This window comes from Photobacterium damselae, assembly GCF_003026815.1.
In the GTDB taxonomy this organism is placed as follows: domain Bacteria; phylum Pseudomonadota; class Gammaproteobacteria; order Enterobacterales; family Vibrionaceae; genus Photobacterium; species Photobacterium damselae.
This window is the reverse complement of the sequence record NZ_PYOG01000043.1, coordinates 1-20,188: the sequence shown is the minus strand read 5'-3', so window position 1 is coordinate 20,188 and position 20,188 is coordinate 1. Positions and strand designations below refer to the sequence as shown.

Genomic DNA, 20,188 nt, shown 5'->3' with positions numbered 1-20,188 from the left:
AAGGCGTTGCACCATCTCGCTCTGCGATATGAGCAAGCGAGATTAATACTTCATGTAATTTGAATGCAGTAGTCGATGTGTCACCAAACTTATCAATAAGATATTGATAAATTAATGCAATTTCTTCATCGTGATCTTTTGGCGGAGCAATATCATATTGGGTATTTAGCAATTGAATGACATTATCCATGGTGGTCTCATATTGCTCATAGTTATCAAAAGCCGATGAAGCCTGAACCGGACGACATTTTTTTGTTGGTTTCTTCTTCTTTTTTCTAGGTTTGTTACTCATAGGATGTAGTCAATACAGTAATGGTGATTTGTACTGTCATAAAATAAGAATGCCCGCTAAATTAGTGAGCATTAGGGGCTAAAAGTGAGGCTGTAGGCCGCAGTTTTCTATTTTAGGTTGAGATATCTGGCTCCAGCCGAAGGCTGGCTACTGTTCTTTAGCCATTGAGATTAATATCTCAAACTCACATATAAGATATATTAATAATCTTCCCTACTTTTTTAATAGTATTACTTTTTTTATAAATATACTTTTCGGAATAGTTATATATGGAGACACAAAAATCGTTGTTATTTTTTTTGTTAATCTTATTATTACCATTAATTTGTATTTCACAAGGTGGTGATACTATCTTACCTGTAAAAACCAATACATTTGAATAACTTAATGATAATGAAGAATATAAAAAAAACACTGTACCAATAATTAATCTCATAAAACAATCCCTTGTCATTTTTGATTTATATTAAATATTAACCGTGTATACGATATATCGTATTTTATTATTACTAAACGATTTACTAATTATTTTATCTATTATTAACTGAGAGTTTTCTTTTTCGACTATTTGTATATTTCTTAGATTAATTTCTACAGATTTTTCTAGATTAGATGAAATAGGAGGAATAATGCCAAACCAACTAAGTTTAACTTCAGTTGAACTATGAGCAAATAAAGGTGAAAAGAATAAAATTAATAATCCATATTGCTTAGCCTTCACGCTAACTCTCCAATTAATCCATTTAATATAGATTATAGATCATAGAGTGGATTTTGCTTGTTTTTTAACACAATATGAACCCACTTTGCTTATGTCTAAAGTAGGTTCAGAAAAGTGTGCTTGTTCAACACCTAAAAAAATAAGATGCTGAGAAGTGAAAGCGATTCTTTGAGTGTAACGAAAAGGTTCGTTTTTACTTTGAAGTGTCAGTACAATGTTTGACGGGTGCTCTTGGCTTTTCTGCCATGAGCATAGTAGCGTTCAGCTTGTGGTAGAAAAGACGAAAGCCCCGAAAGTTAAATATCTTTAACCAACGAGGCTCAAATCATGTTCATAAGCAAAACTGATTTTAGTCTCTATTTAATTAAGGGGCAAGCAATATGCTACGAAAGACGGTTCTGTCGCATCGTTTGGAACTAAATCATCCATGTAATGCTCAAATTGGGAGTTTTAACATTCATTCGAGTACTACATGGACTTCTCTGGCTACCAACATCCATCTACATCATTCTTCTAGCGGTTCGTTACTATGTGTCATATAAGCTGAGTTATCGCGATATCGAAGAGATTTTAGCTGAGCGAGGAAGCTTTGTTGACCACTCCACAATTAACCGCTGGGTTATCAATTTTGCACCAATGATTGAGTCCAAAGCACGTCAAATTAAACGACCAGTCTCATCGTCATGGCGTATGGATGAGATCTACATCAAAGGCGCATGGTGGTATTACTACCGAGCTATTGATAAATTTGGTGATATCGTGGATTTTTATCTAAGCAAAGAGCGAGACGAAAAAGGCGCTCAAGCCTTTCTACGAAAGGCTATTCGAACAAATGGATTGCCAGAGAAAGTAGTCATAGATAAGAGTGGTGCCAATGCTCAAGCACTTCATAATATGAATATTCAATTATGGAAAAGTGTTGTTTTTATGCTCAATCTGATTGAAGTTATTGATGTAAAATATCTCAACAATATTGTTGAACAAAGTCATCGACCTATAAAGTCAAGCATTAGGATGGAAATCTGTTGAGGGAGCACAAGCTACGATGTCAGGACAGGAAGTTTGGACACAACTCAAACGGGGGCAAGTTGGTGATTTTAGCTTGCCAGTTTGGGAGCGATTTTATGCGCTTGCTGCATAATTGTATTTGAAATTTGGCTCGCCTGTACTTCATAAAACTTTGCGACAGAACCTTGATTTTTAAGTATTGCTGCCAGGGCGGTTAGGAATTGAAATTCCTAACCGTCAAGGTTCTATAATTTAAGAATAGGTTAAGGTAAATCGTAATGGAACATTTAATTTTCCGCCTTCAGCATTACTTTTAGCATTAACCTCAACAGATAAATCATTTAATTCATTCACATTAGTATATGGCGTATCACTATTTACTATTTCATTTTTGTCATTTTTTACTTTTATAGAAACGTTATCCAAGTTCGTATTTTCATTACCGTAAAGGTTAGAATATCGCCAAGATGCACCTGCTAAGAAACTATCACATGTGGGTTTTAAATTTATTTTTTTTGTCACTGATTGTCCTGGGACAATCGTTCCAATATTTATTGAGTTATCAGAAAGTGTACAGGTGACATCTCTCACTACTACTTCTAAATTTTTGTTTGTTACTCTCCACCCGTAACCTCTTTCTATTACAGCAACACCTACAGGAACAATATGCTTTCCAGGGATAGCATCTTTTGCTGATGATATCTTAACGGTATTTAAATTTATCGAAGCGTTATAGGGTGTCGATGGGTTATTAGTAAACTGTTCTCGGAATATTGAATAAATAGGCCATGGAGAACCTATACCACAACCTTTTGAATCTGGTCCACAAGTTGCGATACCATTATCGATTGTTAGTGTTACTAATCCTGATAGCGTACTTTCTATCTGCCCATTAGCATTATCTATAGAGAGATGAATACCATCTTTATCATATGTTTTCCTGAGCTCACAATAATAACCACTATTCATACCGAAACCAACACAAAGTCCGGCATGACGATTATTACTATATGGATATATATTTGTTTTATTAACAGAGATGGGGATAACTGCTGTATATGTATCCCCCCGACTAATTGTAACCGTAGCGCTAAATGCCAAAGATGGAAATAAATAGAGAGCTATTAATAAAATTTTCATTAATGCTTTATTCCTTATAATGATTTATTAAGCCTTGTGTTATGGTTTTTTATTAAAAATAACTAAGTGTTATATTTACACCACTTTTAAAAGATCCTTTTTCCATAGAAGCGAGTGAAAATCCATGTATAGGCAATACTTTTGAAATAATAGAAGCGTCGTAAATATTACTATCATTCACAGGAAACTGTTTTTTTTCATCTGCATTAAAACTAACTGGGGTGCTATCATTTTTCCACTTCATCTCAACAGAGACCCCTTCAAGGCTAGTTTTTATTGCTCCAGGTTGTGATGAGCCAACTGGAGCATAGGCTCCTAATGTTGATAATGATAAAGATATTCCATTCATACCTGTTGTGTTTAGGCAGTGAATGATTATTGGTATATCAATATCTTTTGTGCTGCCTGAAATAACTGAACTTGCAGTTTCTAATCCCATATCAACAGTTTGGGACAAGCCATCTGATATTTTGCTATTTACAGTGCAAGTTGGTACAGAAACAGTGCCTTCAATTGTTACTGTTGCTGTTACCTCTTTGGCTAAAGAAGGAAAAGATATTAATAAAATAAAAGGTAATGCTCGAAAAATAAACATTAGATTTACACCCTATAAGAATGAGGTACATTGTAAATTAAAATTTCACTTTATAATCATTCACTGCACCATAATCATCAATCGCCTCGATTTCCACTTTTGAAGATGGCATCAATTTAATCCCTTTTAATAAAATGGAGCTTTGAGGTGCAATCATACCTAATTCATTGCCTAACGTTGTACTTAATTTAATAGCTTTACCATTAACTTTTAGTGCTGTTACCGCAAAATAATAAGGAGTAGGATTATTTAATGCGTAAGAATCTCCTACTTTCTTTAAAGTCATCTTAGCTTCTGCATTCTCTCGTCCTTTTATCAATAAAGTTGGACGGTAAATAAGTTTGACTTGCGTATTAACAGCAATCACCATTATATTGTTTTGGTCTTTGTTAATGGGTGGAATTTCCTGAACATTTAACCAAAAGAGAGATTCCTTATCTTTTGGTAATTTATCAGTAATTTTCATAATTCGCACCACTTGTGTTTGCTTCCCATCTACTTTGAAAAAAGAAGGGATAGGCACAAAAGCGACTTCGCTTTTAGGTAGTGACGTATTTTGTATCCAAACTTGTCCACCATAGGTTTCCTTTGATTGATTAGTTATTTCAAATGAAATATTCTTACGACCTTCATCGTAAATATAACGAGTGCCATTTAAAACAAAAGCAGCCGATGCTGATTGTGAAAAGGTACATAACGCTAATAGTAATGCCGTCATGATTTTAGTTTTCATCTCATTTATCCTATTTATTGACAATGAACATCAGTAACTTGACTGCTACCTGGTTTTATGTTTGTAATATCTATTTTACATTTGATATTATTATCTTGTAACTTTAGATATTTAGATGGAGATAATAAAGTTGCAAATAAAACACCACCATTAGCAATAAAACCTACATCTATGCCTTTATTTGTTTGAACCGCTGTTCCCATTGGAAGTGGTTGACCTTGTTTATTTAATATCCGTAGCAAATAACGATTAACTGTCTTGTATTTATAATCTCGAACTATAATCGCTTGATTTGTAGGGACAACTCGATATGTACTGTTTAATAATTCTACATTTTCGGGGATGTTATTAGTATCAACTGTAATCGTATTTGGTTGATAACTACTTAATGGAATAATCGTATTTCCCCACTGATTTGTCGGTGATGAACTATTAAATTTAATATCTTTTAAACCTTTAATGTGTGCAATGGCAATTGTATCATTTTGTTGATTAGAATAAGCCAATCCCACACCTTGAGCTCCCGCAATAGAACCTGAAATATTTGCTGACAAAGCCGTACTTTGTTCACTTTGTGAAACAGAGAAGCCAGTTTGCGCCGTATCAAAACGAACGCCCGTATACAAGGATGCTGTGCGTTGGTGTTCACCAAGACTTACGTTAACGTTATTTGTTACTCTATCACTGGTTGAAAACGACATTCCTGTATTAAATGATGTACCTGAAATAGAATCATAACTGATACTGCTGTTTGAATATTGATTTTGTTCCCATAAATCAAATGGGATACTCACACTTAGTGATGTACTATACTGCGAACCACTTGTTCCTGAATGAGTATAAGAGCCATTAAGTCCAAGATAGATACCCTTCCCAATGGTGCCAGATAATGTTAAGTTAGCGCCACTATCTCTACGTCTACCGTTACGATAATCTTGAGCCCACCCCGATGCATTTAAATAAGCAGGACCAATGCGCTGAGTAATAATCGCTTCATAGCGGCTTCGCTTATCACTCTCAACATGAATACCTCTTGGATAGAAGCTACTGAAATCATTATACCCTTCACCACTATAACGATAGGTTAATAATTGTAAGTTAGTATCTTGACCAAAATCTTTTGCATATTGCAATGTTGCACTTAATCCTCTCTGAGTTCTTTCTCCTGATGGTTGAAACGCTGCGCTGTCATAATGACTCCATGCTGTATTTAAGCTTGTGGAAATCGCACCATATTCACCGAGAGGAACAGTAACACCAGAGCCTATACTTTGATATTGTGGATGTATAATAGAAGCAAAATTTATTGTGCCAAAATCTAAGCCGTAATCCAATGAAGCCAAACCAAAGATACCGTCTATTTGGCTTGAATTTTCGCGAATACCTGTAGCGAAATTATAGTTAAAATCCCCCATACGAAGTAATGTTGGTAATGTAGTAACCGGGTACTTTCGTGTTGATATTATAGTACCGTTGCCCCCTGTAACGGTTACAGTGATGTCACCATTAGAAATAGGAGATATATCAGTTAATGAATACGGTCCTGCGGGTAGTGTTTTTGAGTAAAGGACATAATCACCTTGTTTTACAGTGATAAGTGAATTTGAATTTAACACCCCATCGATAACAGGTGCATACCCTCTAGCACTCCAAGATTTCATTGCTGAGTTAGATCGTAAAGAAGCACCATAAAACGAAAAATCTGGCAATATAGAGGACTGAGTAAAACTTTTGCCAATGATTAAATCCCCCCGTACGGATTGTATTGCCGTCGAGAGTGTTAAGCCTGATGACATAAAACCAGTTGTGTTTGTTCCACTAACCTTTGCAGAAAAAACCCACTGGCCATGGTTAGCATTTAGGTCAAAATTACCATAGAGGCCTTGGGTGTTTTTTGTCAACCCATGGCCGATGCTTTTATTACCATTAACGTTATAGTTTAAACGAAATCCAGGTGTACCATAGTCCCAGTGTTCACTTTGATTATTATGCAATAAGACAATTTGAGGTAAGCTTAATTTTAAAGATTGTTGACTATAATCGAAGTTAGCTTTTCCTCCTTGAATTTGTTCAAAATTATAACATTGCAATGTTGAATTAAAGGCCGATGACATTTTTTTATAGTTAATCGGCAAATCTAATTGCATTAACCAAGCTGGTGATAGGCATAACGATTGCTTTTCATTTTGACTAATAGTTAACGTTTGACGACCTATTTTTTTACCATTTAGGAATACATCAACAAGATATTGACCTAGCACATTACCTGATGATTGCTTTAGCACTTCAGGTACTTGAGTATTGGCACCTTGTAAGAATGAAAAATCTAATTCATTCTGAGCATAAAGCGATGGGCTGAACAGTGCTAATGTCAGTAACGATAGTGAATATTGAGATTTTTTTTTATTTTGATGTTTATTATTCATCATTACCCCACGAGCAAATAGACCTCACAACAATGAGGTCTATTTATTAGAAGCAAATATTATTTATAAGCAACAGCAAATTTAGCTGCAGAAACAACAGTACCAGCAGTCGCATTAGTACCTGTATTCATAATGTTTGCTTTAAACGGCAACTGTCCTTTAGGTGCGTCAGATGCTACATAATTAACAGTTTCGTATAGTGCGTTAAATACTTTGTTATTTTTATCCATTAACTTAACTACAGTATTTGTTGCTGTGCCTGTATTCAGTAAGCCTGATGCTGTCCAAGAGCCTGATGCTGGCACCCAAGAAACATCAACAGAGCTGCTAATTTCACAAGCTGAGCCATCAGGTTTTGTACCAACCAATGAGAAATCTACAACGGGAGAGCCTGTCGCACCGTTAACAACAGCAGTAGTATGGGTACCTAAATTAACCACGTTACTTTGAGCACCACCTTGTTCACCAGTAAAATCACATGTAGTATCAGTGATTGAGCCGATAAAACGAATTGTACCTACATTACCAGGAGCGGCCATTGCAGAAGAAACCATACCTAAAGATGCTAACGCTGTTAGAGCAAGAATTGTTTTTTTCATTATATAACCCTATTGATTTAAAGAAAGAACATCCTTGTTTTTATTTATTCATGTCCTTATCTGTATGAATTAGTTAATAAGTCATACAGATAAGGACTCGAATAAAGGTTCCTTTTTATTTATTTTGTTTGTCACTACAATCAATTTCCTTTGGAGTGAACGGGTAATTATTTGGATAATAGTACTGAGAACGAACTAAGCTAAGTAACGAGACAAAGCCAAATTTATCTTGAGTGATATTAATCCGATTTTGAAAACGTAACTTTAATAATTCAAATTTTCTATTCATTATTTTTATTGTTAAATAGGTTAATGAGGTATTCATATAAATGAATACCTCATTAAGTCGAATAATTTCTTCGCGTAAAGCAGCTTCAACCATGTCTTTTCTTATTTGATGTAACAAAGTTACAAAGTTAAGTGTTCTATTTTTTGATTAAAAAACACCTCATATGATGCTGTTATTGTCTTTTATCGTTATAACTAAAGATTGAGCTGGCTGGCCGGCTGGTATTGTGTATTTAATACTAAGAGCTCTATATAACCATCATCCCAATAAGCAAAATAATAGTGGAATAAACCTAATTCATAAGTGAAGATATTGAAAATTCGTCTATTCATGCAATTAATGCCTTCATTTTTACGAGTGATTAAGTGTAAAAATACAGCTACAACTCTTGAAATCTATTATTTTTCATTAACTTATGATTTGGTTACTATTTAACATAATCTATATAATAAGCATTATGCTTGTTAAATATATGAAATATAAGCATTTTAAATTGTAAGAACATTCACAGAGCTAATATCTAAATATAATGCGCATATTTCAGTATGGTTTTCTGTTCAGTTTTGATTCAGAATCAACCCTATATTGAGCAATAAGCTGTACATAGATGTATATACTTAAATACAAAAACTGTTTAGTATAAATTACTATTCGGTAGGGGAGGGGATTACAGATATAGTTTTTTTAACTACACGTTATATAGATTATGTTAAATGATTGCGAAGTAAAAAAAGTTAAAAGTATAAAAAACGCTGTACTTTTCGGTGTTGTCTTCTATTTTGATACTACGGCAAAAGATGAAAATTTTGGTATTGTCGTTAAAACGATATATTTATCTATTTGTTACGATCTTGTGTGTGATAATTTACTGGGTAAATATAAAAATTCCCGTGAACATCAGACCAGAAATAACCCCCCTCTTTTTTAATGGCATGCTTTGGTGGAAGTAAATTACTGTCATAGTTTAGTGATTTCACAATGATATCTCTCTTTGATTTGGATTTTTTGTTTACCATATCCATTACTCTGTAGTTATGTATTTAAACTATTTAATCTATTATTTTTGTTTTTTCCTGTTTGATGTTCAAAAGCATAGCCAGGACGTCAAAATTACCCTTTAGTATAATAAGATTTTAAGACTGGATGACATTTATAATAATGATTACGAACTTGGTGCTATCTATTGGTTTGAATATTTCATAGTATAATGAGCACATCAAAAGCAATCAGCTATCTCATTTAAATAAATAAGACACTATGATTTTCGAAAAAGACACTATTATTGAAAGTTTTTGCCATCAATTTCCTGGTTTAGCAGCAATAAGACGCTATGATGGTTTGCATATGTTAATTAATGAGCAATGGAAAAAAACGATAGGGCCTGTGGCAAATAAAACGTTAAGTTACGTATTAAACAAGACTAGCGATCCAATATTAATCACAAATATTAAATATTGTCTAAGATGTGATGAAGAAGCCATTTATAGAAATCAAATGACTTGTCATTTTGAATTTTTCAATAACCAAAAATATGCAACAATGAGAATTCCTGTATTGTATAAAAATAAGCAAGCCATTCTTATATTAGGTGTTATTCATCACTAGTGGTTGCTAGTTGGATAGTGAGTTTAGTCGATTAGTTAGAGATGATGTCTTCATCTCATAAGTTAACATGAGGCATAATGGGAAAGCGTAAAAGACATCTATTTTAGTGCTGAAGTAACGCAGTTAGCACAACCTGATGTCGTAGGTAACTTTATGATGGTTAAGTGTAACGGTAGATGACTTTACTATTTAGAGAGTAGCGGAGCGGGAAGAATAGACAGCTTTCTATTGCTAGCTGTCTCAACCTGAAATAGAAACTGTGATTAGGGTCTTACTTTTAATCTCTAATGCTCGCTAAGTTAGCGAGCTCAGTACAAAACATCGCAATGACTATATCTTATACTTAAACGTCATACTGTTCTAACTGTATGATTTAACGCTTAACGTACAAAACTGTACCGTTGGGCTTCACTCCCATTTGAGTACAATTTTTTTTCATTTTCTGAAGCGACTTTTATATTTTTTAGAATATCAATTGTATCTATATTCATCATGAATAAAAATATGCCGTTAATTTTATATAATAAAGGTATACCATGGATTCGATTATAGCGTTGATAAAAGAATATTATCCTATTCTATCAACATTATTTATTGCCCCAATAATAAATAAATTAATTCCTTACTTATTTAATCGTTCGGAAGTCAATAGAAAAAAACTGAAACATTGATAAATCAATTAAAAGACACTTATGAACATGACTATGAGCTTTTTTATTTGTTTGGGTGCCCAAATAAATATTATTTCAATAAACTAAAGGCCCTGTGTTATTGATTTTCAGTATAAAAAATTGTATATTTTTTAATTATTCGAAAAAAATGTACAGAGTGGATATAACCCACCTTATTACATCAGACCTCCATTCATTTAGATATATACAGGGAGTGATTATTCTGTTTGGTTTATTAGTAGCATCTCTCCTTATCTTTAATGTTATCCATTATTAATGGAAATTTAGTTGGTAACGTTATAATATTTATTTTGGATCTTATTATGCTTCTGTCATCAATAGTAATGATGAAAAATTTATTTACGATATTTTTTTTCAAACAAAATCTATTAGATTTAAATAATCTTATTGGAATAAAAGTAAAAAAATAAAACACTAGATAAAGTTGTTATATTTATTCAAATAATTTACATGTTAATCATATTTCTATTTATCCATATGCCAAATAAAAAATTTATAATATTAATTATCATTATGCCAATATTAACTTATCTTTTAGAGCTATGTATTTCTCTTTTTTTGAGGAAAAAAACTTATTGAATAAAAAATATTATGGTTAGGAATTAAAGCTCCTAACCAATTTCACATTAGATAAACGCTAATGTACAAAACCGTTCACCTCCCCTATTATGCTTTACAACAGTGTGTAGCGATCCAGGTGATGCCGACACAAGATTAGATGTAGTTAGCATATTGATTATTGAGATTGCTCCTTGTGTTGATGTGTTAGGAGCTTTTTGTATTTAATGAATAGGAATCTGAAAGATTTCTATTCCTCGAGAACAAGCCGAGATAAAACATCATTTTGATCAGTTTCATTATGAATGAATTAAAAAATGAGATAATTCGGACAGAATTGAAGCTATTTTGATCATAAAAACAGATTTTGGATAGATCTACCCTGACTACTACTTTAAGGTAACATTAACATATTAGAGGTTGGCCTGACGAAGCTCGAATAAATCACTGTAAAATTAGTGACTTAACATAACTTGTAACTGTTAGTAAGACGTTACACCATCTCGTGAGGTAATAGTGAATCGATTTTTATATAAATATATGCCTATGAGGGCTAGTTTTTTCGAAGACCTAATGATAAGAGCTACTCCAGTAATTGCACTCAATGATCCTTTTGAAGGTGCGTTTAGTGTTCAACAAATAAAGGATCTTGATAGGAATCTAACAGATTTCTATCAACAGAATGGCAAACAAACTGATAAGTTTGATGACGGTGAGCTAGATGATATAGCTGGTGTTATCCAAATGGATTTTTTTGACTTGGGAATAATTTCATTAACTGAGGACTATAATAACCCTCTTATGTGGGCTCACTATGCAGATGAACATAAAGGGTGTGTAGTCGAATTCGATTTCAGTAAACCTTTTTTTATGGACTCAATCTTTGAGTCAAATGGACGTCCTAGTCGATTCGGAAAAGATTATTTAGGTCATACCTATGAGTACCCTGAAAAAGTAAACTATCGAAGGGTAATGCCAGATTTTTCGAGAAAAGAGCAATTTGTTCCAGAAGATTTGTCCGAGTTTCATGGGAAAAAATTTAATCGTACTATTTTGTATACAAAGTCGAACGATTGGATTTATGAAAAAGAACAACGCATAGTGGTACCACTTTGTCATGCAGATTCGATTATTTGCAGAGATGCTGAAGATGTTCGAAGTGCATGTGATAAAGACAAAAATATAAAAGTTGTCGAGTTAGAAAATGATAAGATCCAGATTTACTTCCCTTATGAATATGAAATGCACGAGGATGTGGGAGATCAAAGTATAAAAGATGAAATCTATAGGCTAACAGTTGATTATGATGAACCTGCTGTTCACCTGTTTCGATTAAACCCAAAAGCCATTAGTGGAGTGTATTTTGGATGTAAATCTAAGCACTGTGATGCTCTTGATAAAATAAACTCTAACGTTTCACTCAGACATTTGGGACATAAATATAAAATGGAGAGAAACATTATCTTATATGAGTTAGATAATGTGAAACTAGAATGAATAATAGCCAGCCTTTGGCTGGCTATTGTTCCTAAATGCTCATGGCAGAAAAGCCAAGAGCACCCACGCATATAATACTGACACTTCATAGGTTGAGATATCTGGCTCCAGCCGAAGGCTGGCTACTGTTCTAACCGTAGTATGCGACCCTCGCTTGTACGGTGGTGTGAGAAGACGGAGGCTATGAGGCCTCCTCCTACTCGATTAGCAAAAAACAGATTTGAGCCAATTAGTAAATATGTGTGCTGATGGTTGGTCTGGGGATAAAACTTTTTTGGTAATTGCTAATCCCAATGGAGAACCTGGTTCATCTTGAGTAGCCAAATAACAGTGGATTAATGCCTTTGAATTATGAACATCTTTATAATTAGCCAAACCGGACTGTTTTGCTGAATCTAGAAACGTTTGTACTTCGCCAAAAGATGCTTCAGCTGCTAGCTTCATGCAGAAATCTTCTAACATCCCGTCCACAGTGTTATCTGGCATCAACCAGACACCCACGCGAGGTAAGTTATCGTCAGTTAATATTGTCCCTTCAGGTGTTGGAGTCTCTGGAACTTGGTATCCTTTACTTGTTAATATTTTTGACAAACAATTCCATCTAGAAGCTAAGTTAGGAGCATCTGCATCAAGCACTATTGCAAGCTTTTCTGGGCAGTCTGAGCCATTTAGCAATAGACGGAAGCGTTGAATCGCTTGATTGTCGCTGTCGCATGAATAAAAACCAAATTCATGAGGCACGCTATGAGCTTGGCATAATGCTACGATGACATGGCAATCATTGGTCCCCTCAGTTAGAACTACAGGACCAGTTTTACACTTAAGCCAGTTAGTATTTGTAGCCATAATAATCAACGAACCTCTACATCAAATTCGATGGAATCTTCTAAATCTTCATAGTTGTAACCGATAGCCTTTATAAGACCGTCTCCATCCACTTCCATACGGTAAAAAGATCCGATGTTTTGGTTTGTTCCCCAGTTTTTAGAAAAACTAGCAATGCAATCTCGACTATGGGAGGTAGCTATGACTTGAATGTTATGCTTAACAGATAGCTCAAAGATAACTTTCCAGATTTGCTCTTGTACTGACCAGTGAAGTCCATTTTCGAATTCATCAATAAGCAGTGTGCCGTTTGCTGAATTGACTAAACTCAAAATGATGTGACAAATTCTTGTCATACCATCACCTAAGCTTCTTAAAGTAACTGGTTCCGAAAGATGATTTAGTTTTACAATTGGAACTCTTATTCGTGAACTTGCTTGAACAAAGGTTATACCTGTAATACGTGGTTCTATTATTTGAAGCCCTGAAACTACATGTTCTTCTAGAGCTGTTAGGCTAATCCTGTCCCAAAGTTCGGAAAGTGTTGCAGGGTTGATATTTCCCGACGGAACAAAGTTAATCTTAGTGTCATCTTGCTTGACTAATCGGCTTCTTAGATAATTTCGACGGAAAGATTCAGTGTTTAGTAAATGTCCTACAATTGTTCTTTCATGCAGAGTGGATGCACAGAAGATATAAGAGTCTTCAGGACTGTCGTAACTTAACGCTTTAGCGTCCTCAATATCAAAAGTATCGTATTGTCTTTGGTATTTGTCGTCCTCTTTTACCAATGAGTATCGACCAAATTGAAGTTCTTGTTTGTTTATGTTTGATTCGATAGTTAATGGGGTATTAGTAGAGTCAATCGTATGACCATAGAAAAAATGCTTTAATGGACTTAAGTCATCGCGGGAAGCGTTTTTCGAAAAAAATTCTTCTCGTTCAGATAATATCGAGTGGGTTGCATTTGGGGCGAAATTTGAAACATGCAGTTGAAATGCCTCTAAAAGTGCCGTTTTACCTGCATTATTTTTCCCTGAAATTAGGTTGATTCTTCCTAATCTATCGATGTCGAGTCTTTTAAACGAACGAAAGTTCCTGATTTTTATATGCTGTAGCATTTTCTTTTGCCCGATTATTTCTATTAATCAATAGTATATCACATATAAAAGCTATGTATAACAAACTGCTCAAGATGCTCAAGATGCTCAAGATGCTCAAGATGCTCAAGATGCTCAAGATGCTCAAGATGCTCAAGAGTAATTCGTAACGCTCGTTTAGCAATAAATGTTGCACGCAGTGTTATAACATTTGTAATAGAGAAATTGACGAACTCGTAGTACCTATTGTTAAGGGTGATGTTTAAGAGTCGAACATAACACCCTTATTTTTCCTAATACTAACTAGTGAAATAGAGCAAATAATTTAAGCAGTTTCTGTCCATTAATCAGCTAAATGCTCAGAAGTTAGTCTGAGCATTGTCGACTCTATTTAACAGAAAGCCTATTTATGTGCAGTATTCACCCTTATGATGTGGTCCTATACCGCCATAAGGGTGCTGCCCTTTTGGGCATGCATTTACAACGCTAGCTATAAATAAGCCAATCAATAAAAATATTAATACTTTTTTCATAACAAAACCCATAAAAACAAATAACATTTTGCTCGCTTGGTATAACAAAAGCTAATGTTTGTACTTCCTATTTTAGATTTATTGAAAATTAGTTTATTTAACATATGTATCTAAAGTGCTCCGATACACGGTAACGACCAGATACAACAAAGGTCACTATTAGATATCCCAAAGCTACTGATTTTTATCAATCTATCTTGTCTTAAACTTAATAAATAAAAGATGTATAGGGATTACAATAAATATTGTAATCAATAAAAAAGAAATAACAAAATTCATTTTCATAAAACCAAACAAAATAAATACTACTTTTAATATATACATTTTATTTAGAAATAAAAACCAAGTAAGCATATGATTATGTTAAGTAATTACAAACATGAGAATCAATATTATTTAACCTATTAATTTTTGTATCCAATTTAACTCAAAAAAACAAATAACATTAAATATGATTTTAATTAGTTCAAATTTTATGTCTTATATTATTTACCACAAAAATAAATGCAGTAATCTTATTTACAGGTTGTTTGTATGGATACTTTATTCTCAAATGGATTTGAGACATCCATTGTAATGATTATGGATGGATATATGATGTATAACCAACGGATTGGTTCAACCTATAAATTAGTTATCAGATCATTATCTAATGACGGTTTAACCGCTATTAGATAATGTATTCCCGCTTAGTTTAACAGGCAAAACGACAGAATTTAGATACTGTAATTGCTGGTTCGAGTCCAGCAGAGGGACCCCAACCTTCTTCATCAAATATCGAGTATTATTTTTTAGTAAAAACGGCTGTATTTAACATATTCTATCTTTTGCGCACTTCGAAACACTGTCCAATTAATTTTCACCACCCTAACCCTCAAAATACACTCTTTTCTACCTCAAAACTGTCCACATTTTTTGTGAATAAGTTGTTATCAGAATCAAGCGATCCCTTTTCAGCCTAAAAATCGACTCTAAGCCTCAAAAGATCATGTTTTCTGTATGTTGATAGGATTTGGCGTTTAAATGATTTAGTTTGATAAATAATGGCGATTAATAGGCGTGTGTTATTGGTGCCTTGTTATTAATCATTTTTTTTATTATGTTCGCGGTATGTTGGGAGATAGCTATTAAAAGCGGCTTTTACTCGTATTATCTGCCAGCAGAATATTCTATATCCGATAATAGTAGGTTGTGATCGTCCATTCAACTAATCAGCCTAGAGCTTGTTGTGTTTTTGGAAAAAAGTGTTTTTTTCTTTGGAGTTGCGCTTTGCTTGATTTATTAAGATATAGCCATTTTATGCATCGAGGTTATTGAACAATAACTTCGTTTATGTGAATGTTATGTATAGCAATAATGCTATACATACTTAACTATCTGATCATATTTAACTTTACCTGCCTAATGGCTTCCACGATTTCCTTATGGCTGTGCTGTTTAAGTAAGTAGACGGCGGCTCTTACTAACTTGGTATCGTTGATTTCCCTTTCGCTTCCAAGATCATGAATAACTAATTCTATACTTTCTGTTTTTATATCATTTGCTAGTTCAGTGATGCCTATTCTTTCTGCGTTAGAGAAGCGGATAGGTAGTGGATTAATTTTAGTTGTTGGCTTAGTTGCAAATACATTAGCTTTAGCTTTTGTCTTAGTTTGAGCATCCTTATTGAACTGTTTTAATTCACGATCTAAAACTTTAAGTCGAGCACGATCTGCTCCCGTTAGTTTCTTTTTCGTTTTTAGAGCATCAATCTGTTGTTGGATTTCGTTAGACATTGGCGATAACCTCTTTTGCTAATTCTTTATAGTAGCGGGCAGCAACATGGCCCCGATTAACTACGCTGGCGGGCTCATGTTCCATTTCTGATTCAGTGAATAAGCTTCGGTCCCAAATGGTAGTTTTTGCTGTATTGTTAGGCCAGCGTTCAGCTAAATAGCCAATACCATAGTCAAGAGCTTTTTTGGCCGTCTTGCTTATTTTAGACGGTACAACAAGAAACTTGATTTCGTCTTCTTCAACGAATTTCACGTCTTGGATATGTTCGAGTAAGGTTTCTACACCATCTAGACTATGTTCTTTGTATTCTGTTGGAAATAAATATTCGGTAGCTGCCATAACGGCATTTAGACCAAGAACAGAGGTACCAGGGTTAGTATCGATTAGAATAAAATCATACCTATCTTTGATTTTGTCCAGATGTAGTTTTAAGCGTTCTTCTCGGCGAGTGAGAGAAATCATGTCCATATCTAGTTTGGTCATGATGTCACCTCGTCGGCCTGGAATGATGTGGAGATTTTCTTGTTCTATATCGTTAATTATGGCGGGATATATTGCGTTATTTATATCGAATTTACGATCAAGTAGAGCATCACCAATATAATATTCGGAATCTTCACGGCCATAAAATTTTGTACTGTCGCCTTGACCATCGAAGTCTAAAACAAGAACACGCTTCCCTTGTTGGCTGAGTTCATAGCCAAGGTTTATAGTTGTTGTAGTTTTAGTTACGCCACCTTTACGGCAACCGATCATGATTATTCTAGTTAAAGGCTTTATCGAGATTGTCATGTAGTTATGTCCTTATGTATAGCATTAGTGCTATACATAATATAAACTTGATAGCATTATATGTATAGCACTAATGTTATACATAATGATGGCTGTGTTTGGTTTTATGTATAGCGCTAATGCTATACACAGTGGTGGCTGTGTTTGGTTTTATGTATAGCGCCAATGCTATACACAGTGGTGGCTGCGTTTGGTTTTATGTATAGCACTAATGCTATACACAGTGGTGGCTGTGTTTGGTTTTATGTATAGCACTAATGTTATACATAATGGTGGCTGTGTTTGGTTTTATGTATAGCGCTAATGATGTACATAATCAATTGAAATATATGTGTTTATTATTAATTCTTTATGGGGATAGGTCCCCGTTTAGGAAATAGGTGAAGTGTTAACTAGTTAAATTAAACCGTTATCCTGGTTGTTGGACTGCGTAACAAGTACGTAAAATGGCATAAATCCATGTATGGAATAGTGGTGATGGTTGATGTATTCAATACGATATAGAGGCTATCAGAGCAGGCGAGTCAATAAAGTGGTACATCGTATGATGATTGCATTGAATGCTTTACGCGCCGTTGCGACCAAACCTTTGGCTTTCGAATGTCAAAGCGCCCCCCAGAAGATAGCTTGCCAGTATGGCTATGTTCTCAAACAAGAACGATGCAATGCAGTAAGGAAAAAGAATGCCCGCATTTAAAATCACGTACCATCATGACGGCCAAGTGGTATTTGAAGAAACCGTCTTCATGAAAACGCTCAAAACAGCGAAGAAATCAGCGGATTGTCAGTCACCGCAAGCGGTCATTGAAATATCTATTGCTGATTTAATGGATAGGGAGCTGGCAGAGCGTAAGCAAGGTCAGTGGGCGGATAAGAAGAATGCCGACTAGGGTATAAAAATATCCCCCGAAAGGCAGGAAGTCTTTTGGGGGATAGTGTCTTACGCGTATAGTTTTTACTCAATGTTCACTATTTAATAATAGTGAACCTGTATCGTATCGTTTTTTTGATGAATGTCTAGTGTTATAGATTAAGGTGTATTTTGTCTAATAATCCTTACCATGCCTTGCTATCCGATGTTGTGGATAATGCTCTGCTACACCTCTATAGTGAGGTGAGTACATCAGCTCGGTTTGTTCCAACTATTAAACGCAATAAGATATTAGTGCGCTATTTAAAACCCAAACTCAAATCCCCTAAATACAAACGAGTTAAAGCTGAGCTAAAAACCATGATAGGTATTGGCCGAAATCAAGAGGGGAATTTGGAAGTGAAACTCATTGAGTTAAACCAACTGGCAAACAAACATCGACAGGACACAACCGATGCCCATTCGCTGTTTCAGCTTATGGAGCTGCTTGATGCTGAGCATGACTTTGATTCTAAGTTATTTAACCCAGATGTTATCTCGGTTGCTGATGTGATTTATATCTTACCTGACCATATCGAGCATTGTTTTTCTGATGATGGTATACAGGTGGCACCTATATCGTTATTCATCGAATCAGAGCGAGTTCAAAAGTTATTGTCTGCCATACAGGATTCCAAATTATTCATGGCTGAAATGACTGAGTGGAATGACTTAAAAAAGCAAGCTCACATCTTACTTCACCCGATAAATTCAGAAAAAAATACCCGTTAAGTCTGCGAGACCAAAACGGGTAACGTATCAAGGGATTCCTACAGAGTAGGTTTATTATTGTTATAGATGCGATATTTGAGAAGAATATCTGGCTAAGTTTGTCGGAGTATAAGATTGCACAAACTCAGTTGTGCATCTTATCTCTTTTTTTGTATCCATTGTCCAAATAATCAGCAATTCTGAACGCTGTTTTGTACGATGGGCGTCATTTCAACTAAAAGCATTCGCAGAAAAGGTGCCTTTGCATTCCGCGAAAGCACTACGTTTCTCTGCTCATAACGCTTGCCCAATCTTCCCCTCGCCACCTGATTTTAGCCCTTGCCTTTGGTGGTTCGCTGCTTAGACAGCGAAAGGTGAGGGCGTTTTTTACTGAGCTAAGTGTAATTGTTTGTTATCTGCACAGGTGTGGGCAGATTTCCCTTACTTCGGTTTTCAATACGGCACTGATTTTGATAGATTCATCATTATGGACGAGCATCAAGGCTCGTTCACAAGCCCTTGCCATGAGAGTCTCTCCGTTTAGACGGTGAGGGCAAGGGCTTTACCATTAAATCAGGTAATCGTTTAGGTCCTTATCTGCTAAGAACTTCGGAGTGCGACCCTGACCCGTCCAGGTTTTCTCTTGGCCGTTCTCATCGGTGTAACGGTATTTTGCAGGACGTGGCGTGCGAGTGGGTTTCTTTGCTTTAGGTGCTGACATCGATGCAATCAGCTCTTCCGGATCGATACCATCAGCCAAAAGCAATTGACGGTAAGTTTCTAGCTTCTCTTCTTTTTCACGATTTTCTGCGCGTAGCTGCTCTTCTTCCTGAACTCTTTCATTAACCACTTGGGTTAACTTCTCTAAACCTTCTTGTAATTGCTCTAGGGTTAATTCTCGGGACTGAGAGCGTAAAGTTCGTAGGTTTAATAACACGCTGATGGTTTCTGACATGTGGACATTTCCTTGGTTATGACTCGTTATTGAGCCCCAAAGAATAACATAATATAGGTCACATTAAAACGAACGAACAGCGTTCGTTCGTTGATACCGTTCTCATTGTTGTGTATCCTTTGTTCATCATATTGGTTGAGTGGATTTAGGTGTGACGATGGGTATTTCTCTAAGTGGTGAGCAGTTACAAGATAAAGTGACGATGATTTGTAATGACCTTTATTCTAAAGGTCAGAAGGTGAGTGTGCGGATTGTTTTATCCATGCTACCGGATGTCAGCAGTACATCCACCGTTCATAAATACTACAAAACATGGAAAGATGAGTTAGAAGCTAATCAGAAATCGTTACTGGAAAAAATGGGGTTTTCAGAAGAGTTTACCCGTGTTTTCATGACTGAAATCACTCGACACGCCACCGAAGCCGAACGCC

At 35.1% G+C, this 20,188-nt stretch carries 17 protein-coding genes and 2 pseudogenes; 6 read left to right on the top strand and 13 right to left on the bottom strand.

Features of this window, described 5'->3' with window-relative positions:
* Together CTN07_RS20750 and CTN07_RS20745 are read right to left on the bottom strand one after the other, a co-directional pair.
* Window positions 1-292: hypothetical protein (locus tag CTN07_RS20750; RefSeq protein ID WP_249030818.1), on the bottom strand; the 292-nt coding region annotated here is incomplete at its 3' end.
* Window positions 293-758: 466 nt separating this feature from the next.
* Window positions 759-1,013 carry a hypothetical protein gene (locus CTN07_RS20745; RefSeq protein ID WP_036766363.1) on the bottom strand — a complete coding sequence of 85 codons (255 nt, stop codon included), beginning with the start codon at window positions 1,011-1,013 and terminating at the stop codon, window positions 759-761.
* A 472-nt stretch (window positions 1,014-1,485) separates the two neighbouring features.
* Between CTN07_RS20745 and CTN07_RS20740 the strand changes: the two are divergent.
* Window positions 1,486-2,042, top strand: a pseudogene (locus CTN07_RS20740) (IS6 family transposase).
* A 231-nt stretch (window positions 2,043-2,273) separates the two neighbouring features.
* On the opposite strand, the gene CTN07_RS20735 reads toward CTN07_RS20740, so the two are convergent.
* The 6 genes from CTN07_RS20735 to CTN07_RS22875 all read right to left on the bottom strand — a co-directional run bounded on the left by CTN07_RS20735 (window position 2,274) and on the right by CTN07_RS22875 (window position 7,896).
* Complete coding sequence (locus CTN07_RS20735; protein WP_005307047.1) at window positions 2,274-3,161, bottom strand: hypothetical protein; 888 nt, start codon at window positions 3,159-3,161, stop codon at window positions 2,274-2,276.
* A gap of 52 nt (window positions 3,162-3,213) precedes the next feature.
* On the bottom strand, window positions 3,214-3,756 hold the full coding sequence (locus CTN07_RS20730; RefSeq protein ID WP_036766361.1) for a fimbrial protein: 543 nt from the start codon (window positions 3,754-3,756) through the stop codon (window positions 3,214-3,216).
* A 37-nt stretch (window positions 3,757-3,793) separates the two neighbouring features.
* The gene (locus CTN07_RS20725; protein ID WP_005307045.1) at window positions 3,794-4,489 is read right to left on the bottom strand and encodes a fimbrial chaperone; all 696 of its coding nucleotides are present in this window, start codon (window positions 4,487-4,489) and stop codon (window positions 3,794-3,796) included.
* 14 nt (window positions 4,490-4,503) lie between these two features.
* Window positions 4,504-6,915, bottom strand: coding sequence for a PefC/AfrB family outer membrane usher protein (gene pefC / locus CTN07_RS20720; RefSeq protein WP_005307044.1), 2,412 nt, complete (start codon window positions 6,913-6,915; stop codon window positions 4,504-4,506).
* A gap of 59 nt (window positions 6,916-6,974) precedes the next feature.
* Complete coding sequence (locus tag CTN07_RS20715; RefSeq protein ID WP_005307041.1) at window positions 6,975-7,514, bottom strand: fimbrial protein; 540 nt, start codon at window positions 7,512-7,514, stop codon at window positions 6,975-6,977.
* Window positions 7,515-7,629: 115 nt separating this feature from the next.
* Window positions 7,630-7,896, bottom strand: coding sequence for a hypothetical protein (locus CTN07_RS22875; protein ID WP_036766359.1), 267 nt, complete (start codon window positions 7,894-7,896; stop codon window positions 7,630-7,632).
* 1,164 nt (window positions 7,897-9,060) lie between these two features.
* On the opposite strand from CTN07_RS22875, the gene CTN07_RS20700 reads away from it, so the two are divergent.
* Entirely contained in the window at window positions 9,061-9,408 is a 348-nt protein-coding gene (locus CTN07_RS20700; RefSeq protein ID WP_036766390.1) for a hypothetical protein, read from the top strand.
* Window positions 9,409-11,174: 1,766 nt separating this feature from the next.
* Window positions 11,175-12,155: a DUF2971 domain-containing protein gene (locus CTN07_RS20695; protein ID WP_005307101.1), complete on the top strand. Its 981-nt coding sequence runs from the start codon at window positions 11,175-11,177 to the stop codon at window positions 12,153-12,155.
* A gap of 204 nt (window positions 12,156-12,359) precedes the next feature.
* On the opposite strand, the gene CTN07_RS20690 is transcribed toward CTN07_RS20695, so the two are convergent.
* The 4 genes from CTN07_RS20690 to CTN07_RS20675 all read right to left on the bottom strand — a co-directional run bounded on the left by CTN07_RS20690 (window position 12,360) and on the right by CTN07_RS20675 (window position 17,181).
* The gene (locus CTN07_RS20690; RefSeq protein WP_005307098.1) at window positions 12,360-13,001 is read right to left on the bottom strand and encodes a DUF3226 domain-containing protein; all 642 of its coding nucleotides are present in this window, start codon (window positions 12,999-13,001) and stop codon (window positions 12,360-12,362) included.
* Between the two features lie 5 nt (window positions 13,002-13,006).
* The gene (locus tag CTN07_RS20685; RefSeq protein ID WP_005307094.1) at window positions 13,007-14,101 is read right to left on the bottom strand and encodes an AAA family ATPase; all 1,095 of its coding nucleotides are present in this window, start codon (window positions 14,099-14,101) and stop codon (window positions 13,007-13,009) included.
* A gap of 1,885 nt (window positions 14,102-15,986) precedes the next feature.
* Window positions 15,987-16,388, bottom strand: a complete 402-nt coding sequence (locus tag CTN07_RS20680; protein WP_036766386.1) for a hypothetical protein — start codon at window positions 16,386-16,388, stop codon at window positions 15,987-15,989.
* On the bottom strand, window positions 16,381-17,181 hold the full coding sequence (locus tag CTN07_RS20675; protein WP_005307092.1) for a ParA family protein: 801 nt from the start codon (window positions 17,179-17,181) through the stop codon (window positions 16,381-16,383). Before CTN07_RS20675 ends, CTN07_RS20680 begins: the two co-directional genes overlap by 8 nt.
* Before the next feature lie 683 nt (window positions 17,182-17,864).
* On the opposite strand from CTN07_RS20675, the gene CTN07_RS20670 reads away from it, so the two are divergent.
* Window positions 17,865-18,071, top strand: a complete 207-nt coding sequence (locus tag CTN07_RS20670; protein ID WP_005307090.1) for a hypothetical protein — start codon at window positions 17,865-17,867, stop codon at window positions 18,069-18,071.
* 152 nt (window positions 18,072-18,223) lie between these two features.
* On the top strand, window positions 18,224-18,823 hold the full coding sequence (locus tag CTN07_RS20665; RefSeq protein ID WP_005307087.1) for a DUF2913 family protein: 600 nt from the start codon (window positions 18,224-18,226) through the stop codon (window positions 18,821-18,823).
* Between the two features lie 547 nt (window positions 18,824-19,370).
* On the opposite strand, the gene CTN07_RS20660 is transcribed toward CTN07_RS20665, so the two are convergent.
* Entirely contained in the window at window positions 19,371-19,757 is a 387-nt protein-coding gene (locus tag CTN07_RS20660; protein WP_036766384.1) for an H-NS family histone-like protein, read from the bottom strand.
* Window positions 19,758-19,914: 157 nt separating this feature from the next.
* Here CTN07_RS20660 and CTN07_RS20655 point away from each other — a divergent pair.
* Window positions 19,915-20,188, top strand: a pseudogene (locus tag CTN07_RS20655) (DNA-binding protein); the annotation flags it as partial.

Bases quoted from the DNA above. Each gene is read 5' to 3' on its own strand.
- CTN07_RS20685 (WP_005307094.1), bottom strand. From the start codon at position 14,101: ATGCTACAGCATATAAAAATCAGGAACTTTCGTTCGTTTAAAAGACTC.
- CTN07_RS20735 (WP_005307047.1), bottom strand. From the start codon at position 3,161: ATGAAAATTTTATTAATAGCTCTCTATTTATTTCCATCTTTGGCATTT.
- CTN07_RS22875 (WP_036766359.1), bottom strand. From the start codon at position 7,896: ATGGTTGAAGCTGCTTTACGCGAAGAAATTATTCGACTTAATGAGGTA.
- CTN07_RS20680 (WP_036766386.1), bottom strand. From the start codon at position 16,388: ATGTCTAACGAAATCCAACAACAGATTGATGCTCTAAAAACGAAAAAG.
- CTN07_RS20675 (WP_005307092.1), bottom strand. From the start codon at position 17,181: ATGACAATCTCGATAAAGCCTTTAACTAGAATAATCATGATCGGTTGC.
- CTN07_RS20715 (WP_005307041.1), bottom strand. From the start codon at position 7,514: ATGAAAAAAACAATTCTTGCTCTAACAGCGTTAGCATCTTTAGGTATG.
- pefC (WP_005307044.1), bottom strand. From the start codon at position 6,915: ATGAATAATAAACATCAAAATAAAAAAAAATCTCAATATTCACTATCG.
- CTN07_RS20660 (WP_036766384.1), bottom strand. From the start codon at position 19,757: ATGTCAGAAACCATCAGCGTGTTATTAAACCTACGAACTTTACGCTCT.
- CTN07_RS20670 (WP_005307090.1), top strand. From the start codon at position 17,865: ATGCCCGCATTTAAAATCACGTACCATCATGACGGCCAAGTGGTATTT.
- CTN07_RS20730 (WP_036766361.1), bottom strand. From the start codon at position 3,756: ATGTTTATTTTTCGAGCATTACCTTTTATTTTATTAATATCTTTTCCT.
- CTN07_RS20690 (WP_005307098.1), bottom strand. From the start codon at position 13,001: ATGGCTACAAATACTAACTGGCTTAAGTGTAAAACTGGTCCTGTAGTT.
- CTN07_RS20700 (WP_036766390.1), top strand. From the start codon at position 9,061: ATGATTTTCGAAAAAGACACTATTATTGAAAGTTTTTGCCATCAATTT.
- CTN07_RS20725 (WP_005307045.1), bottom strand. From the start codon at position 4,489: ATGAAAACTAAAATCATGACGGCATTACTATTAGCGTTATGTACCTTT.